Origin of the sequence: Pseudomonas sp. Irchel s3f19 (genome assembly GCF_900187555.1) — a bacterium.
Classification (GTDB): Bacteria; Pseudomonadota; Gammaproteobacteria; order Pseudomonadales; family Pseudomonadaceae; genus Aquipseudomonas; species Aquipseudomonas capeferrum.
In genome coordinates, this window is the sequence record NZ_FYDW01000004.1 from 42007 (window position 1) to 59758 (window position 17752).

Here is a 17752-nt window from a genome sequence, read left to right on the forward strand (position 1 = left end):
TGCCGCGCCATTCTACAGGGCTTTGCCGGTAGTCGCAGGGGTGGCTATCAGATCCACCCACGCAGGGCGGCTATGGCGATGGCGCCTGCCTTGTTGGAGGCGTTGGTTTTGGTGATCACGCTGCGGATATGGAAGTTGACCGTACTTTGTGACAGCGACAGGATGGAGGCAACGTCGGCGGCGGTCTTGCCTGCAGCTGACCACCTCAGCACTTCCAGCTCCCGCTCGCTCATTTTCGGCTGAGGCGGGCAGAGCGCGTCCAGGTGGTGCTCGCACAGTACCGAGTGCAGGGTGTGGCACAGCCACTGCACGCTGGCGGCTTTTTCGTAGAGTTCGTTGATTGCAATCTGGCCTGCTGGCCTGGCGACGCTGACTTGGCTTTCATTGTGCTGCAGGTCGTGCAGCGACTGTGTCCAACCATGACGCAGCCCGTGCTGGCAGGCAGCCTCGCGAAATTGCGGGGCCTCGCAATACAGTTCGTCGGTCCACAATACAGGTGTGGTCTGGCCATGGCTCAAGCGTGCGGCCGGGTCTTGCTTGTAGAAATCATCGCGCTGATAGCGCTCGATCCATTCGCTTGGGTAATTGCTGTAGAGGTAAAGCCGGGGTGTCTGCGTGGCAATCTGGATGCGAATGTTCAGCCCCAAGTGTTCCATACCCAAGTCTTGCACCAGATGCACAGCGATGTTGAACAACTTGCGCGGGCACCGCTCGCTGACAAATTGATGGAGATGCTCGGGTTTCCAGTGAGGCATCCGTAACGCTCCTATGGATGGGGCAACAGGATCCAATCCGTTTGCATACCCGCATCATTGTAGGAAAAACCTACCAAAGCGTTGGGAATTTTTTGTTATAGCGATCATGTTTGTCTGCGACATCGGCAGCATCGAGGTGGTGAGGCCTTACAAACGGGTGGTTTTTATCCAGGCCGCTTTGCGCGACACTGTGCGCACGTCAACCTTGGAGCCCGATATGACTGCCAGCGCCGAAAAGTTCACCCGCCAGACCCTGCTCGATGTTCAGCCACTGACGCCGAACCTCTTCAGCCTGCGGGTAACACGCGATTCGGGCTTTCGCTTCCGGGCCGGCCAGTTTGCTCGTCTCGGGGTGACCAAGGCCGATGGCAGTGTGGTGTGGCGCGCCTATTCCATGGTCAGCGCGCCCCATGACGAGTACCTCGACTTCTTCTCGATCGTGGTGCCCGGCGGGGAGTTCACCAGCGAGCTGAGCCGGCTGGGCGAGGGTGACAGCCTGCTGATCGACCGGCAGGCCTTTGGCTTTTTGACACTTGATCGCTTCATTGGCGGCCGCGACCTGTGGTTGCTGGCCACCGGCACCGGCATTGCACCGTTCATGTCCATCCTCCAGGACTTCGAGGCCTGGGAGCGTTTCGACAGCATCAAGCTGGTGTACTCGGTGCGCGAAGCGAAGGAGCTGGCCTACGTGAAGGAAATCGCCGAGTTGGAGCAGCGCGACTACCTGGCAGAGCACGCCGGCAAATTGCAGTTCATCCCGATAGTGACCCGTGAGCAGCATCCGGGCGCGTTGAATGCACGCATTACCACGTTGATCGAGAACGGTGAGCTGGAGAAGGCGGCGGGGCTTGCGCTGTCGCCCGAGCATTCACGCGTGATGCTCTGCGGCAACCCGGAGATGATCGATGAAACGCGCAAGGTGCTCAAGGCGCGTGATCTGCAGTTGAGCCTGAGCAAGCGGCCAGGGCAGGTGGCGGTAGAAAACTACTGGTGACACGGGGGCCGCAACGCGGCCCCGGCACCTTCAAGGCAGGCGGTTCTGGTTCTGCGTCTTGAGCAGGTCGCGGATTTCGGTCAGCAACGTCTCTTCGGCACTTGGCACGGGTGGCGCGCTCGGTGCCACGGCCTCTTCGCGCTTCAGGCGGTTGATCGCCTTCACGCCCATGAAGATGGCGAACGCAACGATCAAGAAGTCGATCACGGTCTGGATGAACTTGCCGTAGGCCAGCATTACTGCCGGAACGTCGCCTTCTGCAGCCTTCAAGGTAATGGCCAGGTCGCTGAAGTCCACGCCACCGATCAACAGGCCCAGTGGTGGCATGACTACGTCACCCACGAAGGACGAGACGATCTTGCCGAAGGCCGCGCCGATGATGATACCGACCGCCATGTCGACGACGTTGCCTTTGACCGCGAAGGCCTTGAACTCACTGATCATGCCCATGTTCGATTCCTTTGTAACAAATGGTGAGGTTAACGCAGTGTAAGCCACTAAAACGCTTCATGCGTTGTGTTCAGGGGTAGTGACTGCGGTTAGAACGAATAGTTTTGTCGCACGCCGAAGCGTTCGAGACACGTCTCGCTCGGCTATCATGGCGGTTTTTTCCAGGAGAAACCGCCCATGGCCAAGGCCAAGCGCTTGTATGGCTGCACCGAATGCGGCGCGACCTTCCCCAAATGGGCCGGCCAGTGCGGCGAATGCGGGGCCTGGAACACCCTGGTCGAAACCATGATCGAGAGCGGCGGGGCGGCGGCACCCAGCAGTGGCCGTGCCGGCTGGACCGGGCAACAGGCGCAGATCAAGACCCTGGCCGAAGTCAGCGTGGAAGAGATCCCGCGCTTCACCACCAGCAGCAGCGAACTGGACCGCGTGCTGGGTGGCGGTTTGGTCGATGGCTCGGTGGTGCTGATCGGCGGTGACCCGGGTATCGGCAAGTCGACCATTCTGTTGCAGACCCTGTGCAACATTGCCGTGCACATGCCTGCGCTGTATGTCACCGGCGAAGAGTCGCAACAGCAGGTGGCGATGCGCTCGCGCCGCCTGGGCCTGCCCCAGGACCAGCTCAAGGTGATGACCGAAACCTGTATCGAGACCATCATCGCCACGGCTCGCCAGGAAAAGCCCCGAGTCATGGTCATCGACTCGATCCAGACCATTTTCACCGAACAGCTGCAATCAGCGCCCGGTGGCGTGGCCCAGGTGCGCGAGAGCACGGCGTTGCTGGTGCGTTACGCCAAGCAGAGCGGCACGGCCATCTTCCTGGTGGGCCACGTCACCAAGGAAGGCTCGCTGGCCGGGCCGCGGGTGCTGGAGCACATGGTCGACACCGTGCTGTATTTCGAGGGCGAGTCCGATGGCCGCCTGCGCCTGCTGCGGGCGGTGAAAAACCGCTTTGGTGCGGTCAACGAACTGGGCGTGTTCGGCATGACCGACCGCGGCCTCAAGGAGGTTTCGAACCCTTCGGCGATCTTCCTCAATCGCACCCAGGAAGAGGTGCCGGGCAGTGTGGTGATGGCCACCTGGGAGGGCACTCGGCCGATGCTGGTCGAGGTGCAGGCGCTGGTCGATGACAGCCACCTGGCCAACCCGCGCCGGGTGACCCTGGGCCTGGACCAGAACCGCCTGGCCATGTTGCTGGCAGTACTGCACCGCCATGGCGGCATTCCTACCCACGACCAGGATGTGTTCCTCAACGTGGTGGGCGGTGTGAAAGTGCTGGAGACGGCTTCTGACCTGGCTTTGTTGGCGGCGGTGATGTCCAGCCTGCGCAACCGGCCGTTGGCCCATGGGTTGCTGGTGTTTGGCGAGATTGGCTTGTCGGGCGAGGTGCGGCCGGTGCCCAGTGGCCAAGAGCGGCTGAAAGAGGCGGCCAAGCATGGCTTCAAGCGGGCCATCGTGCCCAAGGGCAATGCGCCCAAGGAGCCGCCGGCAGGGTTGCAGGTGATCGCCGTGACCCGGCTGGAACAGGCTTTGGATGCCCTGTTCGAGTGATGTATTGCCTGTAAAGGCAAACAAAAAGGGGAGCCGACGATGCGCATCGGCTCCCCTTGCTTAACCGCTCAATCAGCGGTCAATGCTCGGCAACCGGGCTGCGCCTGGGCGCCTCTTTGCCATGCTCGTCCAGCTCCAGCATCGGCACTTCAATACCCTCGGCATCGAACAGCTTGCCATCCTTGAAGTAATCGCCATCGCGCAGTGCAGAAATGTCCGAATACTGGATGGTGCGTTCGTAGGCTGCGGCAAATACCGACTGCTGGTCCGAGTTGCCAGTGGTGAAGTGGTTGAAGATCAGGTTCAGCAGAATCGCCATGATCGCCGCCGAGCTGATGCCCGAGTGGAAGATGGTCTCGAACCAGTTCGGGAAGTGGTGGTAGAAGGTCGGTGCGGCAATCGGGATCATGCCGAAGCCCAGCGAAGCGGCGACGATGATCAGGTTGACGTTGTTCTTGTAGCTGACCTTGGACAGGGTACGGATACCGCTGGCTGCCACGGTGCCGAACAGCACGATCCCCGCGCCGCCCAATACCGGGGTTGGCACGGCGGCAATTACCCGGCCCATGACCGGCAGCAAGCCGAGCACCACCAGAATGACGCCACCGGTGGCCACCACGTAGCGGCTCTTGACCCCGGTCACGGCCACCAGGCCGACGTTCTGGGCGAAGGCGCTCTGGGTGAACGAGCCGAAGATCGGTGCCAGGATGCTCGACGCCATGTCGGCACGCAGGCCATTGCCCAGGCGCTTGGAGTCGACCTTGGTTTCAATGATGTCGCCCACCGCGAGAATGTCGGCCGAGGTTTCCACCAGTGTCACCATGATCACGATGCACATCGACAGGATCGCGGCGATGTGGAATTCCGGCATGCCGAAATGGAACGGCGTGGGGAAGGCGAACATCGGGCCTTGGGTGACCTTGCTGAAGTCGGTCATGCCCAGCGCCCAGGCGATCAGGGTGCCAAACACCATGGCCAGGAGAATCGACAGGCGCGAGATGGTCGCGCTGCCCAGTTTGCTCAGCAGCAGCACGATGGCGAAGGTCAGTGCCGCCAGGCCGATGTTGGCCACGCTGCCGAACTCCGGCGAAGCACTGTTGCCGCCCATCACCCAGCGTGCGGCCACCGGCATTAGGGTCAAACCGATGGTGGTGATGACGATGCCGGTTACCAGCGGTGGGAAATACTTGGTGATGCGCGAGAACACCGGCGTGATCAGGAAGCCGATGAACGAAGCCGCCATGACCGCACCCAGCACACCCGGCAGGCCACCACCGCCTTCGCTGCTGAGAATGGCGCCCATGGTTGCCACGCCGGCGAACGATACGCCCTGCACCAGCGGCAACTGGCAACCGAAGAATGGCAGGCCAAGCGTCTGCAGCAAGGTGGCCAGGCCACCGGCAAACAATGACGCGGCGATCAGCATGCCGATTTCGGCACCATTCAGGCCCGCGGCCTGCCCCAGGATCAGGGGTACCGCAACGATCCCTCCATACATGGTCAACACATGCTGCAGACCATAGGCCAGGTTGGCCCCAAGGCCGAGGTTTTCATCCTCGGGGCGCTTGGCGGGAGACGTGCTAGGGGACGTAGTCATGGAGCAGGCTCTCTGCGTTTATTGTTGTGCCGCTACTGTAGACACTTCCTACAATTGATTGCTACAAGAATTGTATACAATATTTTGATCGGAGCGCGAACAAGCCCGGCTTCAGGGTGGCCTGAAACCCAATGCAGAACGCGTACCAAGTCATGAAAGGCTGTATTAGAGGGGTGTGTACAAAGAGCTGCTACCCAGGCTTAAAGCTGTCTGGGTAGACAGGAAACGCTAGGTGGGAAGGATGTTAGCTAGCTAAGAGATCCCATTATTCGATGAGTTCTCGCAGCTCACGCATCATTTCGGTGCTGTCGGCCACGTTCAGTTCTACAAGACGGTGCAAATGGCTCATCGAATCGAGGTCGATGTAGAGGCAGACGAAGCCCAGGCGCTGTGCTTCTTCATGACGAAGCTCCACCTGCATCCGCACGTGGGTATGCGGGTCAAGGTGGATGACCGCATCGAAGTCCTGTGAGAGGTCGGCATTCCACGGCTGGGGGCGCTCGACCAGCAGGCCCTTGAGCGACAGGTCAAGCAGTTTGACCGGCCAGCGGCGGTCACCCTGGCGCAGTTCGGTGGGGGCGTCGAAGTCTATGCGCTGGAAGCGTCGGCGATTGTTGGAAGAAGTGGTCATGGCGGGCCCCTCGTCAGATGTTCTGACTATAGACCAGCCATGGCCTGTTCTGCCTGATGGCGAGCGACAAGATACCGTCTGCGGGCGTCGCCTGGTGCCGCCCTTAGTTGGGGACGAAATTCAGGTCAACCACCTGATAGAAGGCTTTATCGATCTCGGCAATTTCCCATACCCCAAGCAGCACATGATAACCGTCGCGCTCAGGCAACTTCAGCGTCTCTTTCCTCAGCGAAGGTCGCTCGGGACTTGGGCTTTGAGATCGAGCCATGGGTGGGTTCGATTGAGCCTGAGTCACGCGTGGATTTACTCTTATCCTGAGTCATCATCTGTCCCTGCTTGCTGGTTATCAACTGATCGACGCACGGTTCGAGCGTTTGCGCACCGTGAGTCATATCGTGGCGACTGGTTTGCCTGATCATTTAATGCGCGGTTGCCACCCTGGACAACTGGCAGAAATGACAGGTCAGCCGAAGTAACGTTGTCGCCACGGACTGCGGGTAGTTCGGGTAGTAGCGTGCTAGAGCGCGTGCTGGTCAGTGGCTGAGCGCCAAATCGGGATGGTAAAGCCGTCAAGCAGGCCCTAGACTCAAGGGGCTGTCTATTCCAACCACTTAGCTGGAAGCATGCCATGAACAACAATAACAGCCTGCTACGCCACATCCCGTGGCTGGCGTTGGCGGTCATAGGAGCCTGCGCGCTGGGTGTTGTCGCCCTGCGTCGCGGCGAGGCGATCAACGCCTTGTGGATCGTGGTCGCGGCAGTGGCCATCTACCTGGTCGCCTACCGCTACTACAGCCTGTTCATCGCCACCAAGGTGATGCAACTCGACCCGCGCCGAGCCACCCCGGCGGTGCTCAACAACGATGGCCTGGACTACGTCCCGACCAACAAGCACATCCTGTTCGGCCACCACTTCGCCGCTATTGCCGGCGCCGGCCCACTGGTGGGCCCGGTACTTGCCGCGCAAATGGGCTACCTGCCCGGCACGCTCTGGCTGATCGCCGGCGTTGTGCTGGCCGGTGCGGTGCAGGACTTCATGGTCCTGTTCATGTCTACCCGCCGCAACGGTCGCTCGCTGGGCGACATGGTGCGCGAGGAAATGGGCCGGATCCCGGGCACCATCGCCCTGTTCGGTTGCTTCCTGATCATGATCATCATCCTCGCGGTGCTGGCGCTGATCGTGGTCAAGGCCCTGGCCGAGAGCCCATGGGGCATGTTCACGGTGATGGCGACCATTCCGATCGCGATGTTCATGGGCATTTACATGCGCTATATCCGCCCGGGCCGCATCGGCGAGATTTCGGTGGTCGGCGTGGTGCTGCTGCTGGCGTCGATCTGGCTGGGCGGCGTGATCGCTGCGGACCCGGTCTGGGGCCCGGCGTTCACCTTCACCGGCGTGCAGATCACCTGGATGCTGGTGGGTTATGGCTTCGTCGCTGCCGTACTGCCGGTATGGCTGGTGCTGGCACCGCGTGACTACCTGTCGACCTTCCTCAAGATCGGCACTATCGTTGGCCTGGCCATCGGTATCCTGATCATCGCGCCAGAGCTGAAAATGCCGGCCCTGACCCAGTTCACCGACGGTACTGGGCCGGTCTGGAAGGGCACATTGTTCCCGTTCCTGTTCATCACCATCGCCTGCGGTGCGGTATCGGGCTTCCACGCGCTGATCTCCTCGGGCACCACGCCCAAGCTGCTGGATAACGAAACCAACGCCCGTTACATCGGCTACGGCGGCATGCTGATGGAGTCGTTCGTCGCCATCATGGCCATGGTCGCCGCCTCGGTGATCGAGCCTGGCGTGTACTTCGCCATGAACAGCCCGGCTGCGGTGGTTGGCGCCGACGTTGCTACGGTGGCGCAGACGGTCAGCAGTTGGGGCTTCCTGATCACCCCTGAGCAGCTCGAAGCGGTCGCCCGCGACATTGGCGAGCACACCGTGCTGGCCCGTGCCGGTGGTGCGCCAACGTTGGCGGTGGGTATCGCGCAGATCCTTCACCAGGTGCTGCCGGGTGAGAACACCATGGCCTTCTGGTACCACTTCGCGATCCTGTTCGAAGCCCTGTTCATCCTCACCGCCGTGGACGCTGGTACCCGTGCCGGGCGCTTCATGCTGCAGGACCTGCTGGGCAGCTTCGTGCCGGCGCTCAAACGCACCGAATCGTGGGGTGCCAACCTGCTCGCCACCGCTGGCTGCGTGGCAATGTGGGGTTATCTGCTGTACCAGGGCGTGATCGACCCGCTGGGTGGCATCAACACCTTGTGGCCGCTGTTTGGCATCTCCAACCAGATGCTGGCCGGTATCGCCTTGATGCTCGGTACTGTGGTGCTGATCAAGATGAAGCGTCAGCGCTACATCTGGGTCACCCTGGTGCCGGCCGTGTGGCTGCTGATCTGTACCACTGCCGCAGGCCTGATCAAGCTGTTCGACCCGAACCCGGCCGTTGGCTTCCTGGCCCTGGCCAAGAAGTACAGCACTGCGCTGGACGCCGGCCAGGTACTGGCCCCGGCCAAGGACATCGGGCAGATGCAGCACGTGATCTACAACGCCTACACCAACGCGGGCCTGACGATTCTGTTCCTGCTGGTGGTGTTCAGCATCCTGTTCTTCGCCATCAAGGTCGGCTACGCCGCCTGGGGCCGCAAGGAACGCACCGACAAGGAAACCCCGTTCCAGGCGCTGCCTGACGCGTAAACGAGAGGACTGCAGCTATGTTCAACGACCTGGGTCGACTGGGTAAGTACCTGGGGCAGGCAGCCCGCCTGATGGTCGGCATGCCCGACTACGACAACTATGTCGAACACATGCAGAACAAGCACCCGGACAAACCGGTGATGAGCTACGAGGCGTTCTTCCGTGAACGCCAGGAAGCGCGTTACGGTGGCAAGTCCGGGCCCAAGTGCTGTTGAGCCTGCAACACCTGTGAACCTGTGGGAGCCCGGGCAGCCGGGCTCCCACATTCATTTTCAGCTTCAGGAGCTTTTTGCGTGCAATCGCCTATTCCCGTCACCGTACTGACCGGCTTTCTGGGTGCCGGCAAGACCACCTTGCTCAAGCACATGCTCAAGGCCGAGCACGGCCTGAAGATCGCCGTGATCGAGAACGAGTTCAGCGAGGCCGGTATCGACAGCCAGCTGCTGGGCGACGAGCCGGTGCAGGTCATGACCCTGGCCAACGGCTGCGTGTGCTGCAGCATCCATGGCGACCTCACCCGCGCCCTGTACCTGCTGCTGGAGCGCCTGGACGCCGGCGAGATCGCCTTCGACCGCCTGGTGATCGAATGCACCGGGCTTGCCGACCCTGCACCGGTTGCGCAGACCTTTTTCATCGACGAGGACCTGCGTGATCGCTACATCCTCGACGGCATCATCACCCTGGTCGACGCCGCCCATGCCGAGCTGCACCTGACCCAGGCCATTGCCCAGGCCCAGGTCGGGTTTGCCGACCGCCTGCTGCTGAGCAAGACCGACCTGGTCGAACCTGCGGCGGTGGATGCCCTGCGCGAGCGCCTGTCGCGCATCAACGGCCGTGCCGCCATTCGTGTGGTCGAACAGGGGCGCATCGACCTGGCCGAACTACTCGATGTGCGCGGTTTCAACCTCAATAGCGACCTGGGCGCCAGCCTCAAGCCGGCCCTGCGCCCGGTGCTCAAGCCGGCCACCCCGGACCGTATCTCGACCTTGGTGTTGCGCACCGACACCCCGCTGGACATCGACCGCCTCAGCGACTTCATGAACGCGCTGCTGGAAACCCACGGCAAGCAATTGCTGCGTTACAAGGGCGTGCTGAACATTGCCGGGGACGATCGTCGCCTGGTGTTTCAGGGCGTGCTCAAGCTCTACGGCTTTGACTGGGATGCCGAATGGGCAGCAGGCGAGGCCCGCGAAAGCGTGCTGGTGTTCATTGCCGATGACCTGCCCGAGGCTACGATTCGGGCTGGGTTCGAGGCTTTGAGCAGGGCTTGAGCCGGTGAGGTGCCTGGGCCGCGAACCAGGCCGGCCATGAACTGCGGTGGCGGGTTTGCACTTCGATGCACGGGATCAGCCGCTCGGTGAGCACAGCCGTCTGCCGCGCAGCCTTGGCGGTGCGGTACTTGACGCTGTGGATGCATTCGCGGTCGCCGAATTCGCAGCGGTTCAGCGAGGTACCGCCGCAGGGGCCGTTGGCCAGGCCCTTGGGGCAGGTTTCCGGGCAGATGTAGAGGGTGTCTTCGAGGCGGCAGCGGCCGCAGGTGTCGCAGCCCACCAGCGGTCGCTTCAGCGCACGCTCCACCCCGTGCAGCACGCGCGCACCGCGGGCTGTTGCCCACAACGGTTGGCGAACGGCCCAGCCGAATGCCTGGCTCAGCCAGTTGCTGCGGCTGAACAGCAAGGCATGGGACGCGTGCAGCAGGTGGTACCGCGCCTTCTCTTTGTTCGACGCGCTGACCTTCGACTCGCCCTGGCGCCAGCTCGCTGACGGCGGATGAAAGACCACGGCAGGCAGGCCGGGCACCTGCCAACTGGCCGCCCAGGCTGGCGCCCACTGTTCCAGTGAGTGGATCTGCGCTTGCCAGTGTTCGATGCGTTGTTCCAGGGCCAACAGCTGCTTGAGTTCGTGAATGCCCGACACGTGCACCCCGGCGTAGCCCATCAGTTTTACACCAATCACCTGCAGCGCCAGCCGGTCGACGCTGCGCGCCTGGGCGTGGGCCTTGGACACGGCTGCTTCCGCTTCGAGCATGTCGCGCATGGACGGCGTGACCGTCACGCCAGCCACGTGATCGAGCATTGCGGCGCGGCCATGGGTAAGGCTCATCAGGCAGGCCAGCAAGGGTTTCGGGTGCGGCTGGCGGTTCATCCAGGTTTGGGCTTCCTGGTGCTTGCTGGCATCGAAGCCCAGTTGCAGGGTCAGAAAGTCGGCGCCCGCAGCCAGTTTTTTCTCGGCCTTGAAGTACTGCGCGCCGCCTTCTTCCTCGCAGTACTTGAATGGGTTGAGCGCGGCACCGAGCAACCAGTGTGGGCAAGCCTGGCGCGCGAGCTGCAGGGCGGCCACCGATTCCAGGTAGCGCACCGGGCGCTCTGCGGGTTGATGCCCAGGCAGGCGGTCGCCAGTGAGCAGCAGCAGTTGGTCAAGCCCGTCGGCATCCATGCGTTGCAGTTGCGCCAGCAAGTGGTGCCGTTCGCGGTCCTTGCCAGAAAAGTGCGGCAGGGCAGGCACGGGTGAGCTGAAGCTGGCGAGGGCGTCCAGGGGCGACAGGTCCAGTGGGCTGCCGACGCGATCACCGATGGCCAGGGTCATCGGCCAGCCACACAGGTGCGCACGGGCCATGATCGCTTCCATGGCGGCGAAACGTTCCGCCGAGGGCTTGGGGACGAACTCCATGACGCAGACGAAGGTTTTTTCGTGCAGCGCCGTTTTCAGCAGGCTCATGGATCGGGCACCGGGTTGGGGCAGGGTGGCATTGTGCGGCAAAGGGCCGATGGGGTCATGTCCGGATGCGTAGGGTGCTGCTCTGAACGAGACATGCAGGTGGACACATCAACATGAGTAAATCTTGATTTCATATCAAATTAAATGAGTTTGTCTCAGCGCTCGTTGGTCCCGAAAATGCCCATATTCATTTAGACATTCTGAGGCACGAGACATGGCACTGGCACATTCCCTGGGCTTTCAACGCATCGGCCATGATCGCGATCTGAAAAAAGCCCAGGAAGCCTTCTTGCAAGGTGAACTCGACGAAGCCGGCCTGCGCGCTGTGGGCCGCGCGCTGCGTGCCAGCCATTGGCAGGTGCAAAAGGACGCCGGCATCGAGCTGCTGCCGGTGGGCGATTTCGCCTGGCACGACCAGGTGCTGACCCATTCGCTGACCTTCGGTGTCGTCCCGCAGCGCTTTCGCAGCCACGATGGTGCCAAGCCTACTTTGCAAACCTTGGTCGCCATGGCGCGAGGCACGACCGAGCGCAGCGACAGCGGCGGTGCCCACGCCCAGGAAATGGCCCGCTGGTTCGACAGCAACTATCACTACCGGGTACCGGAATTCACCGCCGACCAACAGTTTGCCCTGAGCTGGGAGCAGCTGTTCGAAGAGGTCGAAGAAGCCAAGGCCCTGGGCCATGCGGTCAAACCCGTGCTGATCGGCCCGCTGACCTATCTGTGGCTGGGCAAGGCCCAAGGCGCCGACGTCGACAAGTTGGAGCTGGTCGACCGGTTGTTGCCGCTGTACGACGAAATCTTCAACCGCCTGGCCGCACAGGGCGTTGAATGGGTGCAGATCGACGAGCCGATCCTGGTGCTGGATTTGCCGCAAGACTGGAAAAACGCCTACGAGCGCGTTTACAACATCCTGCAACGTGCGCCGCTGAAGAAACTGATCGCCACCTACTTTGGGGGCCTCGAAGAAAACCTGGGCCTGGCGGCGAACCTGCCCGTCGATGGCCTGCACATCGACCTGGTGCGTGCGCCAGACCAGTACCCGACCCTGCTCGACCGCCTGCCGGCTTACAAGATCCTGTCGTTGGGCCTGGTCGACGGCTCTAGTGTCTCGGCCTGCGACCTGGAAAAAGCCCTGGCTGTGTTGCAGCACGCGGCCGAACGCCTGGGTGACCGCCTGTGGGTCGCGCCGTCCTGCTCGCTGTTGCACAACCCATTGGGGCTGGCCTGTGAAGACCAGCTCGACGCCGAGCGCAAAGGCGGGTTGGCCTTCGCCGTGCAGAAGTGCCAGGAAGTGGCCGCGCTGAGCAAAGCGCTCGACGCGCCAGAGGCTGCCCGCGCGTTGCGCGCCACGGCTTGATCATCGGGCCGCTACGGGTGCTTATAATGCCGGCTCGAAAGGTAATCGACAGGGAATGATGCGATGAGAGTTCTGGTAGTTGGCGCCAGCAAGGGGCTGGGCAAGGCCTTCATGGAAGGGCTGGGCAAACCGGGCGATACGCTGATCGGCGTGTCCCGCTCGCGCCCCGAGCGGGTGGTGGCCAGCAAGGATGTCGAGGTGCAGTGGATCGCGGCCGACCTCGCTCAGCCGGCCGCCGCCGTCGAGGCCATTGCCCAGGCGCTGGCGGGCGGTGGCGTGGATACCCTCATCTACAACCTCGGGCTGTGGGAAGCCGAGGCGTTTGCCGAGCACTACAGCTTTCTTGCCGACCGCGATGCCGAACTGCAAGGCATGGTCGACTGCAACATCACGGCCACCATCCTGCTGATCAAGCGCTTGCTGCCGATGCTGCTCGAAAGCGAAAAGCCACGGATCCTGCTTACCGGTTCCACCTCGGGTCTGCCGCAAAGCGGGCGCCCTGAAGTGACCTTTGCCGCGTCCAAGTTCGCCCTGCGCGGTATTGCCGAAGCCTTGCGTGAAGGGTATCGCGAGCAGGGGCTTGGTGTGACGTGCCTGAACCTGGGCTACCTGAACACCGAGGATGGCTTGGATGTGCCAGTGGCAGAAGCCGCGGCGCGCGGGGAAGGGGGGCTGATTCCGCTGCACGATGTGGTGCTGGTGGTGCGCACGATGCTGGAACTGTCGGCGGCCAGTTATGTGCGTGAGCTGACACTGCCAGCGATTGCCGATGAGCGCTTCTGAGTAACCAGCCCGGCCTCTTCGCGGGTTTGTTCGCGAAGGGGCCGAGCCTGCAGGCATCAATGACGGATCAACGCTCGATCGCCAGCGCTACCCCCTGGCCACCCCCAATGCACAACGTGGCGAGCCCTTTCTTGGCATCTCGCTTGATCATCTCGTGCAACAGGGTCACCAGCACCCGGCACCCCGACGCACCGATCGGGTGGCCCAGGGCAATCGCCCCGCCATTCACATTGACCCGCGCCGCATCCCATTCCAGGGCCTTGCCCACCGCCAACGCCTGTGCGGCAAAGGCCTCGTTGGCTTCGATCAGGTCCAGGTCCGCCAGCTGCCAGCCCGCCTTGTCCAGGCAGCGTTGGGTAGCCGAAACCGGGCCAATACCCATGATCGCCGGATCCACGCCCGCGCTGGCATAGGCCGCGATCTTCGCCAGCACCGGCAAGCCCAGGGCCTTGGCCTTGGCGGCACTCATCAGCAATACGGCAGCGGCGCCATCATTGAGGCTGGAAGCATTGCCGGCCGTCACGCTGCCCTCTTTCTTGAAGGCTGCGCGCAACTTGCCCAGAGACTCGGCAGTGGTACCTGGGCGGGGTTGTTCGTCGCGCTCGAAGACCGTGGGCTCGCCCTTTTTCTGCGGCATCACGATCGGCGTGATCTCGTCCCTGAATCGGCCGGCCTCGATCGCGGCCACGGCCTTGCGCTGGGACTCGGCGGCGAAGGCGTCCTGTTGTTCACGGCTGAGGCCGTACTTGTCCACCAGGTTCTCGGCGGTAATGCCCATGTGGTAGTCGTTGAAGGCGTCCCACAGGCCGTCGGTGATCATGCTGTCGACCAGTTGACCGTGGCCCATGCGCTGGCCGGTGCGGGCCGAAGGCATGACGTAGGGGGCCAGGCTCATGTTTTCCTGGCCGCCGGCAATCACCACCTCGGCGTCACCGCAACGAATAGCCTGGGCTGCCAGGTGCAGGGCCTTGAGGCCCGAGCCGCAGACCTTGTTGAGCGTCAGCGCGGGCACGCTGTAGGGCAGGCCGGCCTTGATCGCGGCCTGGCGGGCTGGGTTCTGGCCGGCGCCGGCGGTGAGTACCTGGCCGAGGATCACTTCGTCGACCAGGGCAGGGTCCAGTTGGGTCTGTTCCAGCAGGCGCTTGATCACGGCTGCGCCGAGGTCGACGGCGGGCACTGTGGCCAAGGCGCCCTGGAAGCTGCCGATGGCGGTACGGGTGGCGGCGACGATGACCACGTCGTTCATGTTGTTGTTCTCCGTGCAAGGGTGGGCGCCGCGAGGGCAGGATGTTGTCAGCATCGGCGGGTTTGGTTCATTTGTTAAGTTTGTTTTTCTTTGTGATTGTTCTGGAAAGCAAATGAATGATGCCGGCCCAGCAGGCAAGGCGCTGACCCTGGTCTAAGCTGGATGTCGTGCTGTTTCACTCAACGCAACGGAGCTCATGGCCATGCGCATCTTGATCGCTCTTACCCTCCTGATCGGCAGCAGCACAGCATTCGCCGCCACCCAGTGCACCACTGCAGACAAAAGCACCTGGCAAGACCCGGGCAAGTTCCAGGCCCAGCTCAAGGATCAGGGCTACAAGATCAGCAAGTTCAAGGTCACTAAAGGCAACTGCTACGAAATCTATGGTTTCGACAAGGATGGCCGCAAGATCGAGATCTACCATGACCCGGTCAGCGGCAAGGCGGTCAAGACCGAGTACCACGATTGAAGGCCCGCCGCACGGTACAGCTGTGGGACCCGCTCCTGCGGCTGTGCCACCTGTCGTTGGCCACGGTGTACTTCGCGGATTATTTTTTCAATGAAGAGGGCGACGACTGGCACCAGTGGCTGGGCTATTACGGGTTGGCGTGCGTGATGTTGCGCCTGGTCTGGGGCTTCGTCGGGCCGCAAAGCGCGCGCTGGGCCGACTTCTGGCCGACCCCGGCACGCCTGGCCGCCCACGCCCGCGCGCTGATAAGCGGGCAGCCCTACCATCGCCTGGGGCATTCGCCGATCGGCGCCCTGGTGATGCTGCTGATGCTCACCGGCATCGCGGGCCTGGGCCTGACCGGTTGGGCGTCGCAAGAGGTCGACGCCCTGTGGGGCGCCGACTGGCCGATGAGCCTGCACAGCTTTCTGGCCGACGCGGTGCTGGCGTTGGTCTGCGTGCATGTATTGGCAGCCATCGTCGAAAGCCTGCGCCTGGGCGAGAACCTGCCCTTGTCGATGATCACCGGCCGGAGACGATTACCGGAAGATCAGTGAGCGTTTTACGCTCGCGGCCACCTACACCGCCGGGCACTGATGGGTCGCGCAATAGATGCCGTCACCCCCTGCCGCAATGGCGCTCGATGCCCCGACGCTCTTCAAAATCCCACACAGTAGAGCCTGTAGGCTGGGCGGTGAAACTTACGAATTGCTTTGTGCAAGAAACAACCTAATCCGTAACAGAGGGACATATAAAATGGCAAACGAACGCACTACCTCCGTGTGGGACGCGTTGGTTGACTCGCCAGAAGACGCCGAGAACCTTCGGGTACGCGCAAAGCTAATGCGTATCCTTACCAAGACAGTTAAGTCTTGGGACCTCCCACAGAAAGATGCAGCACGTCAGCTGCACGTAACACAGCCGCGTTTGAGCGAGCTGCTGAATGGGAAAATCGACAAATTTTCCCTGGATGCTCTGGTGAACATGCTGGCCAGCGCAAATCTGGAAATTGATATCACTGTGAAGCACAAGGCGGCCTGACCAGGCGGTTGAAAGCAATAGGGCTGGCCATTTTTAGTTGTGCGCCAGGCATGGCGCGTTGCGTGTTAGTGCAACAGGACGATCCACTGGCGCAGCCGTTTCTGCAGTGGCTGAAAGCGGTACTCGGCGGCAACCTGGGTTTTGTATACCCCCAATCACCCCGTAATATGTGTCGGATAACCGGCGGGGGTAGTCTCACCCTCTGATCAATCGGAATCGCCCGTGGCGGCGCTTCCCTGGCATAAACCTGACGAGGTACAGACATTGGCCATCATTCATCCTAAGGTCCGCGGTTTCATCTGCACCACGACCCATCCGAAGGGCTGCGAGCTCAACGTCCGTGACCAGATCGAAGCCACCCGCAAGCTGGGCGTGCGCGAGGATGGCCCGAAGAAGGTCCTGGTGATTGGTGCTTCCAGCGGCTACGGCCTGGCGGCCCGCATCACCGCAGCGTTCGGCTTCAAGGCCGACACCCTGGGCGTGTTCTTCGAAAAAGCAGGTACCGAGACCAAGGCCGGTACTGCGGGCTGGTACAACTCCGCCGCCTTCGACAAGTTTGCCAAGGCCGAAGGCCTGTACAGCAAGTCGATCAACGGTGATGCGTTCTCCGATGAGGCCCGTGCCAAGGTCATCGAGCTGATCAAGAACGAAATGGGTGGCAAGGTCGACCTGGTCATCTACTCCCTGGCCTCCCCCGTGCGCAAGCTGCCGCAAACCGGTGAAGTGATTCGCTCGGCGCTCAAGCCTATCGGCCAGCCTTACAAGTCGACCGCCATCGACACCAACAAGGACACCATCATCGAGGCCAGCATCGAGCCGGCTTCCGAGCAGGAAATCGCTGACACCGTCACCGTCATGGGTGGCCAGGACTGGCAGCTGTGGATCGATGCCCTGGCCGGTGCCGACGTGCTGTCCGAAGGCGCCCGCACCGTGGCCTTCAGCTACATCGGTACCGAGATCACCTGGCCGATCTACTGGCACGGTGCCCTGGGCAAGGCCAAGCAGGACCTGGACGAAACCGCGCTGCGCCTTGACCAGAAACTGGCCGGCGAAATCAAGGGCGGCGCCAATGTGGCCGTGCTGAAGTCGGTGGTCACCCAGGCCAGCTCGGCCATTCCGGTGATGCCGTTGTACCTGTCGATGGTCTTCAAGATCATGCAGGAGAAGGGTGTTCACGAGGGTACCCAGGACCAGCTGGACCGCATGTTCCGTGATCGCCTGTACCGTGCAGACGGTGCCCCGGCCGCAGTCGACGAGAAGAGCCGCCTGCGCCTGGACGACTGGGAGCTGCGTGATGACGTGCAGGACGCCTGCAAGGCCATGTGGCCGCAAGTCACCACCGAGAACCTGTTCGAGCTGACCGACTATGCCGGTTACAAGAAGCAGTTCCTCAACCTGTTCGGCTTCGAGCGCGCTGACGTCAACTACGACGAAGACGTGGCCACCGATGTGAAGTTCGACTGCATCGAGCTGTAAGCACGGCTGA

Annotated in this window: 18 protein-coding genes and 1 pseudogene; 12 read left to right on the plus strand and 7 right to left on the minus strand. The window is 62.1% G+C overall.

The window, feature by feature from the left end:
- Positions 1–47 precede the first annotated feature (47 nt).
- On the minus strand, positions 48–755 hold the full coding sequence (locus CKW22_RS12035) for an autoinducer binding domain-containing protein (RefSeq protein WP_033702941.1): 708 nt from the start codon (positions 753–755) through the stop codon (positions 48–50).
- A 217-nt stretch (positions 756–972) separates the two neighbouring features.
- On the opposite strand from CKW22_RS12035, the gene CKW22_RS12040 reads away from it, so the two are divergent.
- Positions 973–1749 carry a ferredoxin--NADP reductase gene (locus tag CKW22_RS12040; protein ID WP_033703015.1) on the plus strand — a complete coding sequence of 259 codons (777 nt, stop codon included), beginning with the start codon at positions 973–975 and terminating at the stop codon, positions 1747–1749.
- A gap of 30 nt (positions 1750–1779) precedes the next feature.
- Here CKW22_RS12040 and mscL read toward each other — a convergent pair whose 3' ends face one another.
- The gene (mscL, locus tag CKW22_RS12045) at positions 1780–2199 is read right to left on the minus strand and encodes a large-conductance mechanosensitive channel protein MscL (protein ID WP_033702940.1); all 420 of its coding nucleotides are present in this window, start codon (positions 2197–2199) and stop codon (positions 1780–1782) included.
- A 177-nt stretch (positions 2200–2376) separates the two neighbouring features.
- On the opposite strand from mscL, the gene radA reads away from it, so the two are divergent.
- Positions 2377–3747 carry a DNA repair protein RadA gene (gene radA, locus CKW22_RS12050; protein WP_033702939.1) on the plus strand — a complete coding sequence of 457 codons (1371 nt, stop codon included), beginning with the start codon at positions 2377–2379 and terminating at the stop codon, positions 3745–3747.
- Positions 3748–3826: 79 nt separating this feature from the next.
- On the opposite strand, the gene CKW22_RS12055 is transcribed toward radA, so the two are convergent.
- The 3 genes from CKW22_RS12055 to CKW22_RS12065 all read right to left on the minus strand — a co-directional run bounded on the left by CKW22_RS12055 (position 3827) and on the right by CKW22_RS12065 (position 6243).
- Positions 3827–5344, minus strand: coding sequence for a nucleobase:cation symporter-2 family protein (locus CKW22_RS12055; RefSeq protein ID WP_095064171.1), 1518 nt, complete (start codon positions 5342–5344; stop codon positions 3827–3829).
- Between the two features lie 265 nt (positions 5345–5609).
- Complete coding sequence (locus tag CKW22_RS12060; protein WP_033702937.1) at positions 5610–5975, minus strand: PilZ domain-containing protein; 366 nt, start codon at positions 5973–5975, stop codon at positions 5610–5612.
- A gap of 103 nt (positions 5976–6078) precedes the next feature.
- Positions 6079–6243, minus strand: a complete 165-nt coding sequence (locus CKW22_RS12065) for a lytic polysaccharide monooxygenase (RefSeq protein ID WP_095064172.1) — start codon at positions 6241–6243, stop codon at positions 6079–6081.
- A gap of 360 nt (positions 6244–6603) precedes the next feature.
- On the opposite strand from CKW22_RS12065, the gene CKW22_RS12070 reads away from it, so the two are divergent.
- The 3 genes from CKW22_RS12070 to yjiA all read left to right on the plus strand — a co-directional run bounded on the left by CKW22_RS12070 (position 6604) and on the right by yjiA (position 9941).
- On the plus strand, positions 6604–8670 hold the full coding sequence (locus CKW22_RS12070) for a carbon starvation CstA family protein (RefSeq protein ID WP_033702935.1): 2067 nt from the start codon (positions 6604–6606) through the stop codon (positions 8668–8670).
- A gap of 17 nt (positions 8671–8687) precedes the next feature.
- A complete protein-coding gene (locus tag CKW22_RS12075; RefSeq protein WP_027595234.1) occupies positions 8688–8885 on the plus strand; it encodes a YbdD/YjiX family protein in 198 nt (65 codons plus the stop codon).
- A 78-nt stretch (positions 8886–8963) separates the two neighbouring features.
- A complete protein-coding gene (yjiA, locus tag CKW22_RS12080) occupies positions 8964–9941 on the plus strand; it encodes a GTPase (protein WP_033702933.1) in 978 nt (325 codons plus the stop codon).
- Here the strand turns inward: yjiA and CKW22_RS12085 are convergent.
- The gene (locus CKW22_RS12085; protein WP_047582615.1) at positions 9901–11388 is read right to left on the minus strand and encodes a methylenetetrahydrofolate reductase C-terminal domain-containing protein; all 1488 of its coding nucleotides are present in this window, start codon (positions 11386–11388) and stop codon (positions 9901–9903) included. The genes yjiA and CKW22_RS12085 overlap by 41 nt on opposite strands.
- A 214-nt stretch (positions 11389–11602) precedes the next feature.
- Between CKW22_RS12085 and CKW22_RS12090 the strand changes: the two are divergent.
- Both CKW22_RS12090 and CKW22_RS12095 read left to right on the plus strand, forming a co-directional pair.
- A pseudogene (locus tag CKW22_RS12090) lies at positions 11603–12739 on the plus strand (5-methyltetrahydropteroyltriglutamate--homocysteine S-methyltransferase); the annotation flags it as partial.
- Between the two features lie 72 nt (positions 12740–12811).
- Positions 12812–13531, plus strand: coding sequence for an SDR family oxidoreductase (locus CKW22_RS12095; RefSeq protein ID WP_095064173.1), 720 nt, complete (start codon positions 12812–12814; stop codon positions 13529–13531).
- 67 nt (positions 13532–13598) lie between these two features.
- Here the strand turns inward: CKW22_RS12095 and CKW22_RS12100 are convergent, their stop codons facing one another.
- Positions 13599–14777 carry an acetyl-CoA C-acetyltransferase gene (locus CKW22_RS12100; protein WP_033702929.1) on the minus strand — a complete coding sequence of 393 codons (1179 nt, stop codon included), beginning with the start codon at positions 14775–14777 and terminating at the stop codon, positions 13599–13601.
- Here CKW22_RS12100 and CKW22_RS27470 point away from each other — a divergent pair.
- The 5 genes from CKW22_RS27470 (at position 14761) to fabV (ending at position 17742) form a co-directional block, all read left to right on the plus strand.
- Positions 14761–14934 carry a hypothetical protein gene (locus CKW22_RS27470; RefSeq protein ID WP_156311114.1) on the plus strand — a complete coding sequence of 58 codons (174 nt, stop codon included), beginning with the start codon at positions 14761–14763 and terminating at the stop codon, positions 14932–14934. The genes CKW22_RS12100 and CKW22_RS27470 overlap by 17 nt on opposite strands.
- Before the next feature lie 45 nt (positions 14935–14979).
- Positions 14980–15246, plus strand: coding sequence for a PepSY domain-containing protein (locus tag CKW22_RS12105; RefSeq protein WP_047582639.1), 267 nt, complete (start codon positions 14980–14982; stop codon positions 15244–15246).
- Positions 15243–15782, plus strand: a complete 540-nt coding sequence (locus CKW22_RS12110; RefSeq protein ID WP_095064174.1) for a cytochrome b/b6 domain-containing protein — start codon at positions 15243–15245, stop codon at positions 15780–15782. The genes CKW22_RS12105 and CKW22_RS12110 overlap by 4 nt, the downstream gene beginning before the upstream one ends.
- Before the next feature lie 199 nt (positions 15783–15981).
- Positions 15982–16266: a helix-turn-helix domain-containing protein gene (locus CKW22_RS12115; RefSeq protein WP_033702926.1), complete on the plus strand. Its 285-nt coding sequence runs from the start codon at positions 15982–15984 to the stop codon at positions 16264–16266.
- Positions 16267–16530: 264 nt separating this feature from the next.
- On the plus strand, positions 16531–17742 hold the full coding sequence (gene fabV, locus CKW22_RS12120) for an enoyl-ACP reductase FabV (RefSeq protein WP_047582624.1): 1212 nt from the start codon (positions 16531–16533) through the stop codon (positions 17740–17742).
- The last annotated feature ends 10 nt before the right edge of the window (positions 17743–17752 follow it).

Bases quoted from the DNA above. Each gene is read 5' to 3' on its own strand.
- CKW22_RS12035 (WP_033702941.1), bottom strand. From the start codon at position 755: ATGCCTCACTGGAAACCCGAGCATCTCCATCAATTTGTCAGCGAGCGG.
- CKW22_RS12040 (WP_033703015.1), top strand. From the start codon at position 973: ATGACTGCCAGCGCCGAAAAGTTCACCCGCCAGACCCTGCTCGATGTT.
- mscL (WP_033702940.1), bottom strand. From the start codon at position 2,199: ATGGGCATGATCAGTGAGTTCAAGGCCTTCGCGGTCAAAGGCAACGTC.
- radA (WP_033702939.1), top strand. From the start codon at position 2,377: ATGGCCAAGGCCAAGCGCTTGTATGGCTGCACCGAATGCGGCGCGACC.
- CKW22_RS12055 (WP_095064171.1), bottom strand. From the start codon at position 5,344: ATGACTACGTCCCCTAGCACGTCTCCCGCCAAGCGCCCCGAGGATGAA.
- CKW22_RS12060 (WP_033702937.1), bottom strand. From the start codon at position 5,975: ATGACCACTTCTTCCAACAATCGCCGACGCTTCCAGCGCATAGACTTC.
- CKW22_RS12065 (WP_095064172.1), bottom strand. From the start codon at position 6,243: ATGGCTCGATCTCAAAGCCCAAGTCCCGAGCGACCTTCGCTGAGGAAA.
- CKW22_RS12070 (WP_033702935.1), top strand. From the start codon at position 6,604: ATGAACAACAATAACAGCCTGCTACGCCACATCCCGTGGCTGGCGTTG.
- CKW22_RS12075 (WP_027595234.1), top strand. From the start codon at position 8,688: ATGTTCAACGACCTGGGTCGACTGGGTAAGTACCTGGGGCAGGCAGCC.
- CKW22_RS12085 (WP_047582615.1), bottom strand. From the start codon at position 11,388: ATGAGCCTGCTGAAAACGGCGCTGCACGAAAAAACCTTCGTCTGCGTC.
- CKW22_RS12095 (WP_095064173.1), top strand. From the start codon at position 12,812: ATGAGAGTTCTGGTAGTTGGCGCCAGCAAGGGGCTGGGCAAGGCCTTC.
- CKW22_RS27470 (WP_156311114.1), top strand. From the start codon at position 14,761: ATGACCACGTCGTTCATGTTGTTGTTCTCCGTGCAAGGGTGGGCGCCG.
- CKW22_RS12100 (WP_033702929.1), bottom strand. From the start codon at position 14,777: ATGAACGACGTGGTCATCGTCGCCGCCACCCGTACCGCCATCGGCAGC.
- CKW22_RS12105 (WP_047582639.1), top strand. From the start codon at position 14,980: ATGCGCATCTTGATCGCTCTTACCCTCCTGATCGGCAGCAGCACAGCA.
- CKW22_RS12115 (WP_033702926.1), top strand. From the start codon at position 15,982: ATGGCAAACGAACGCACTACCTCCGTGTGGGACGCGTTGGTTGACTCG.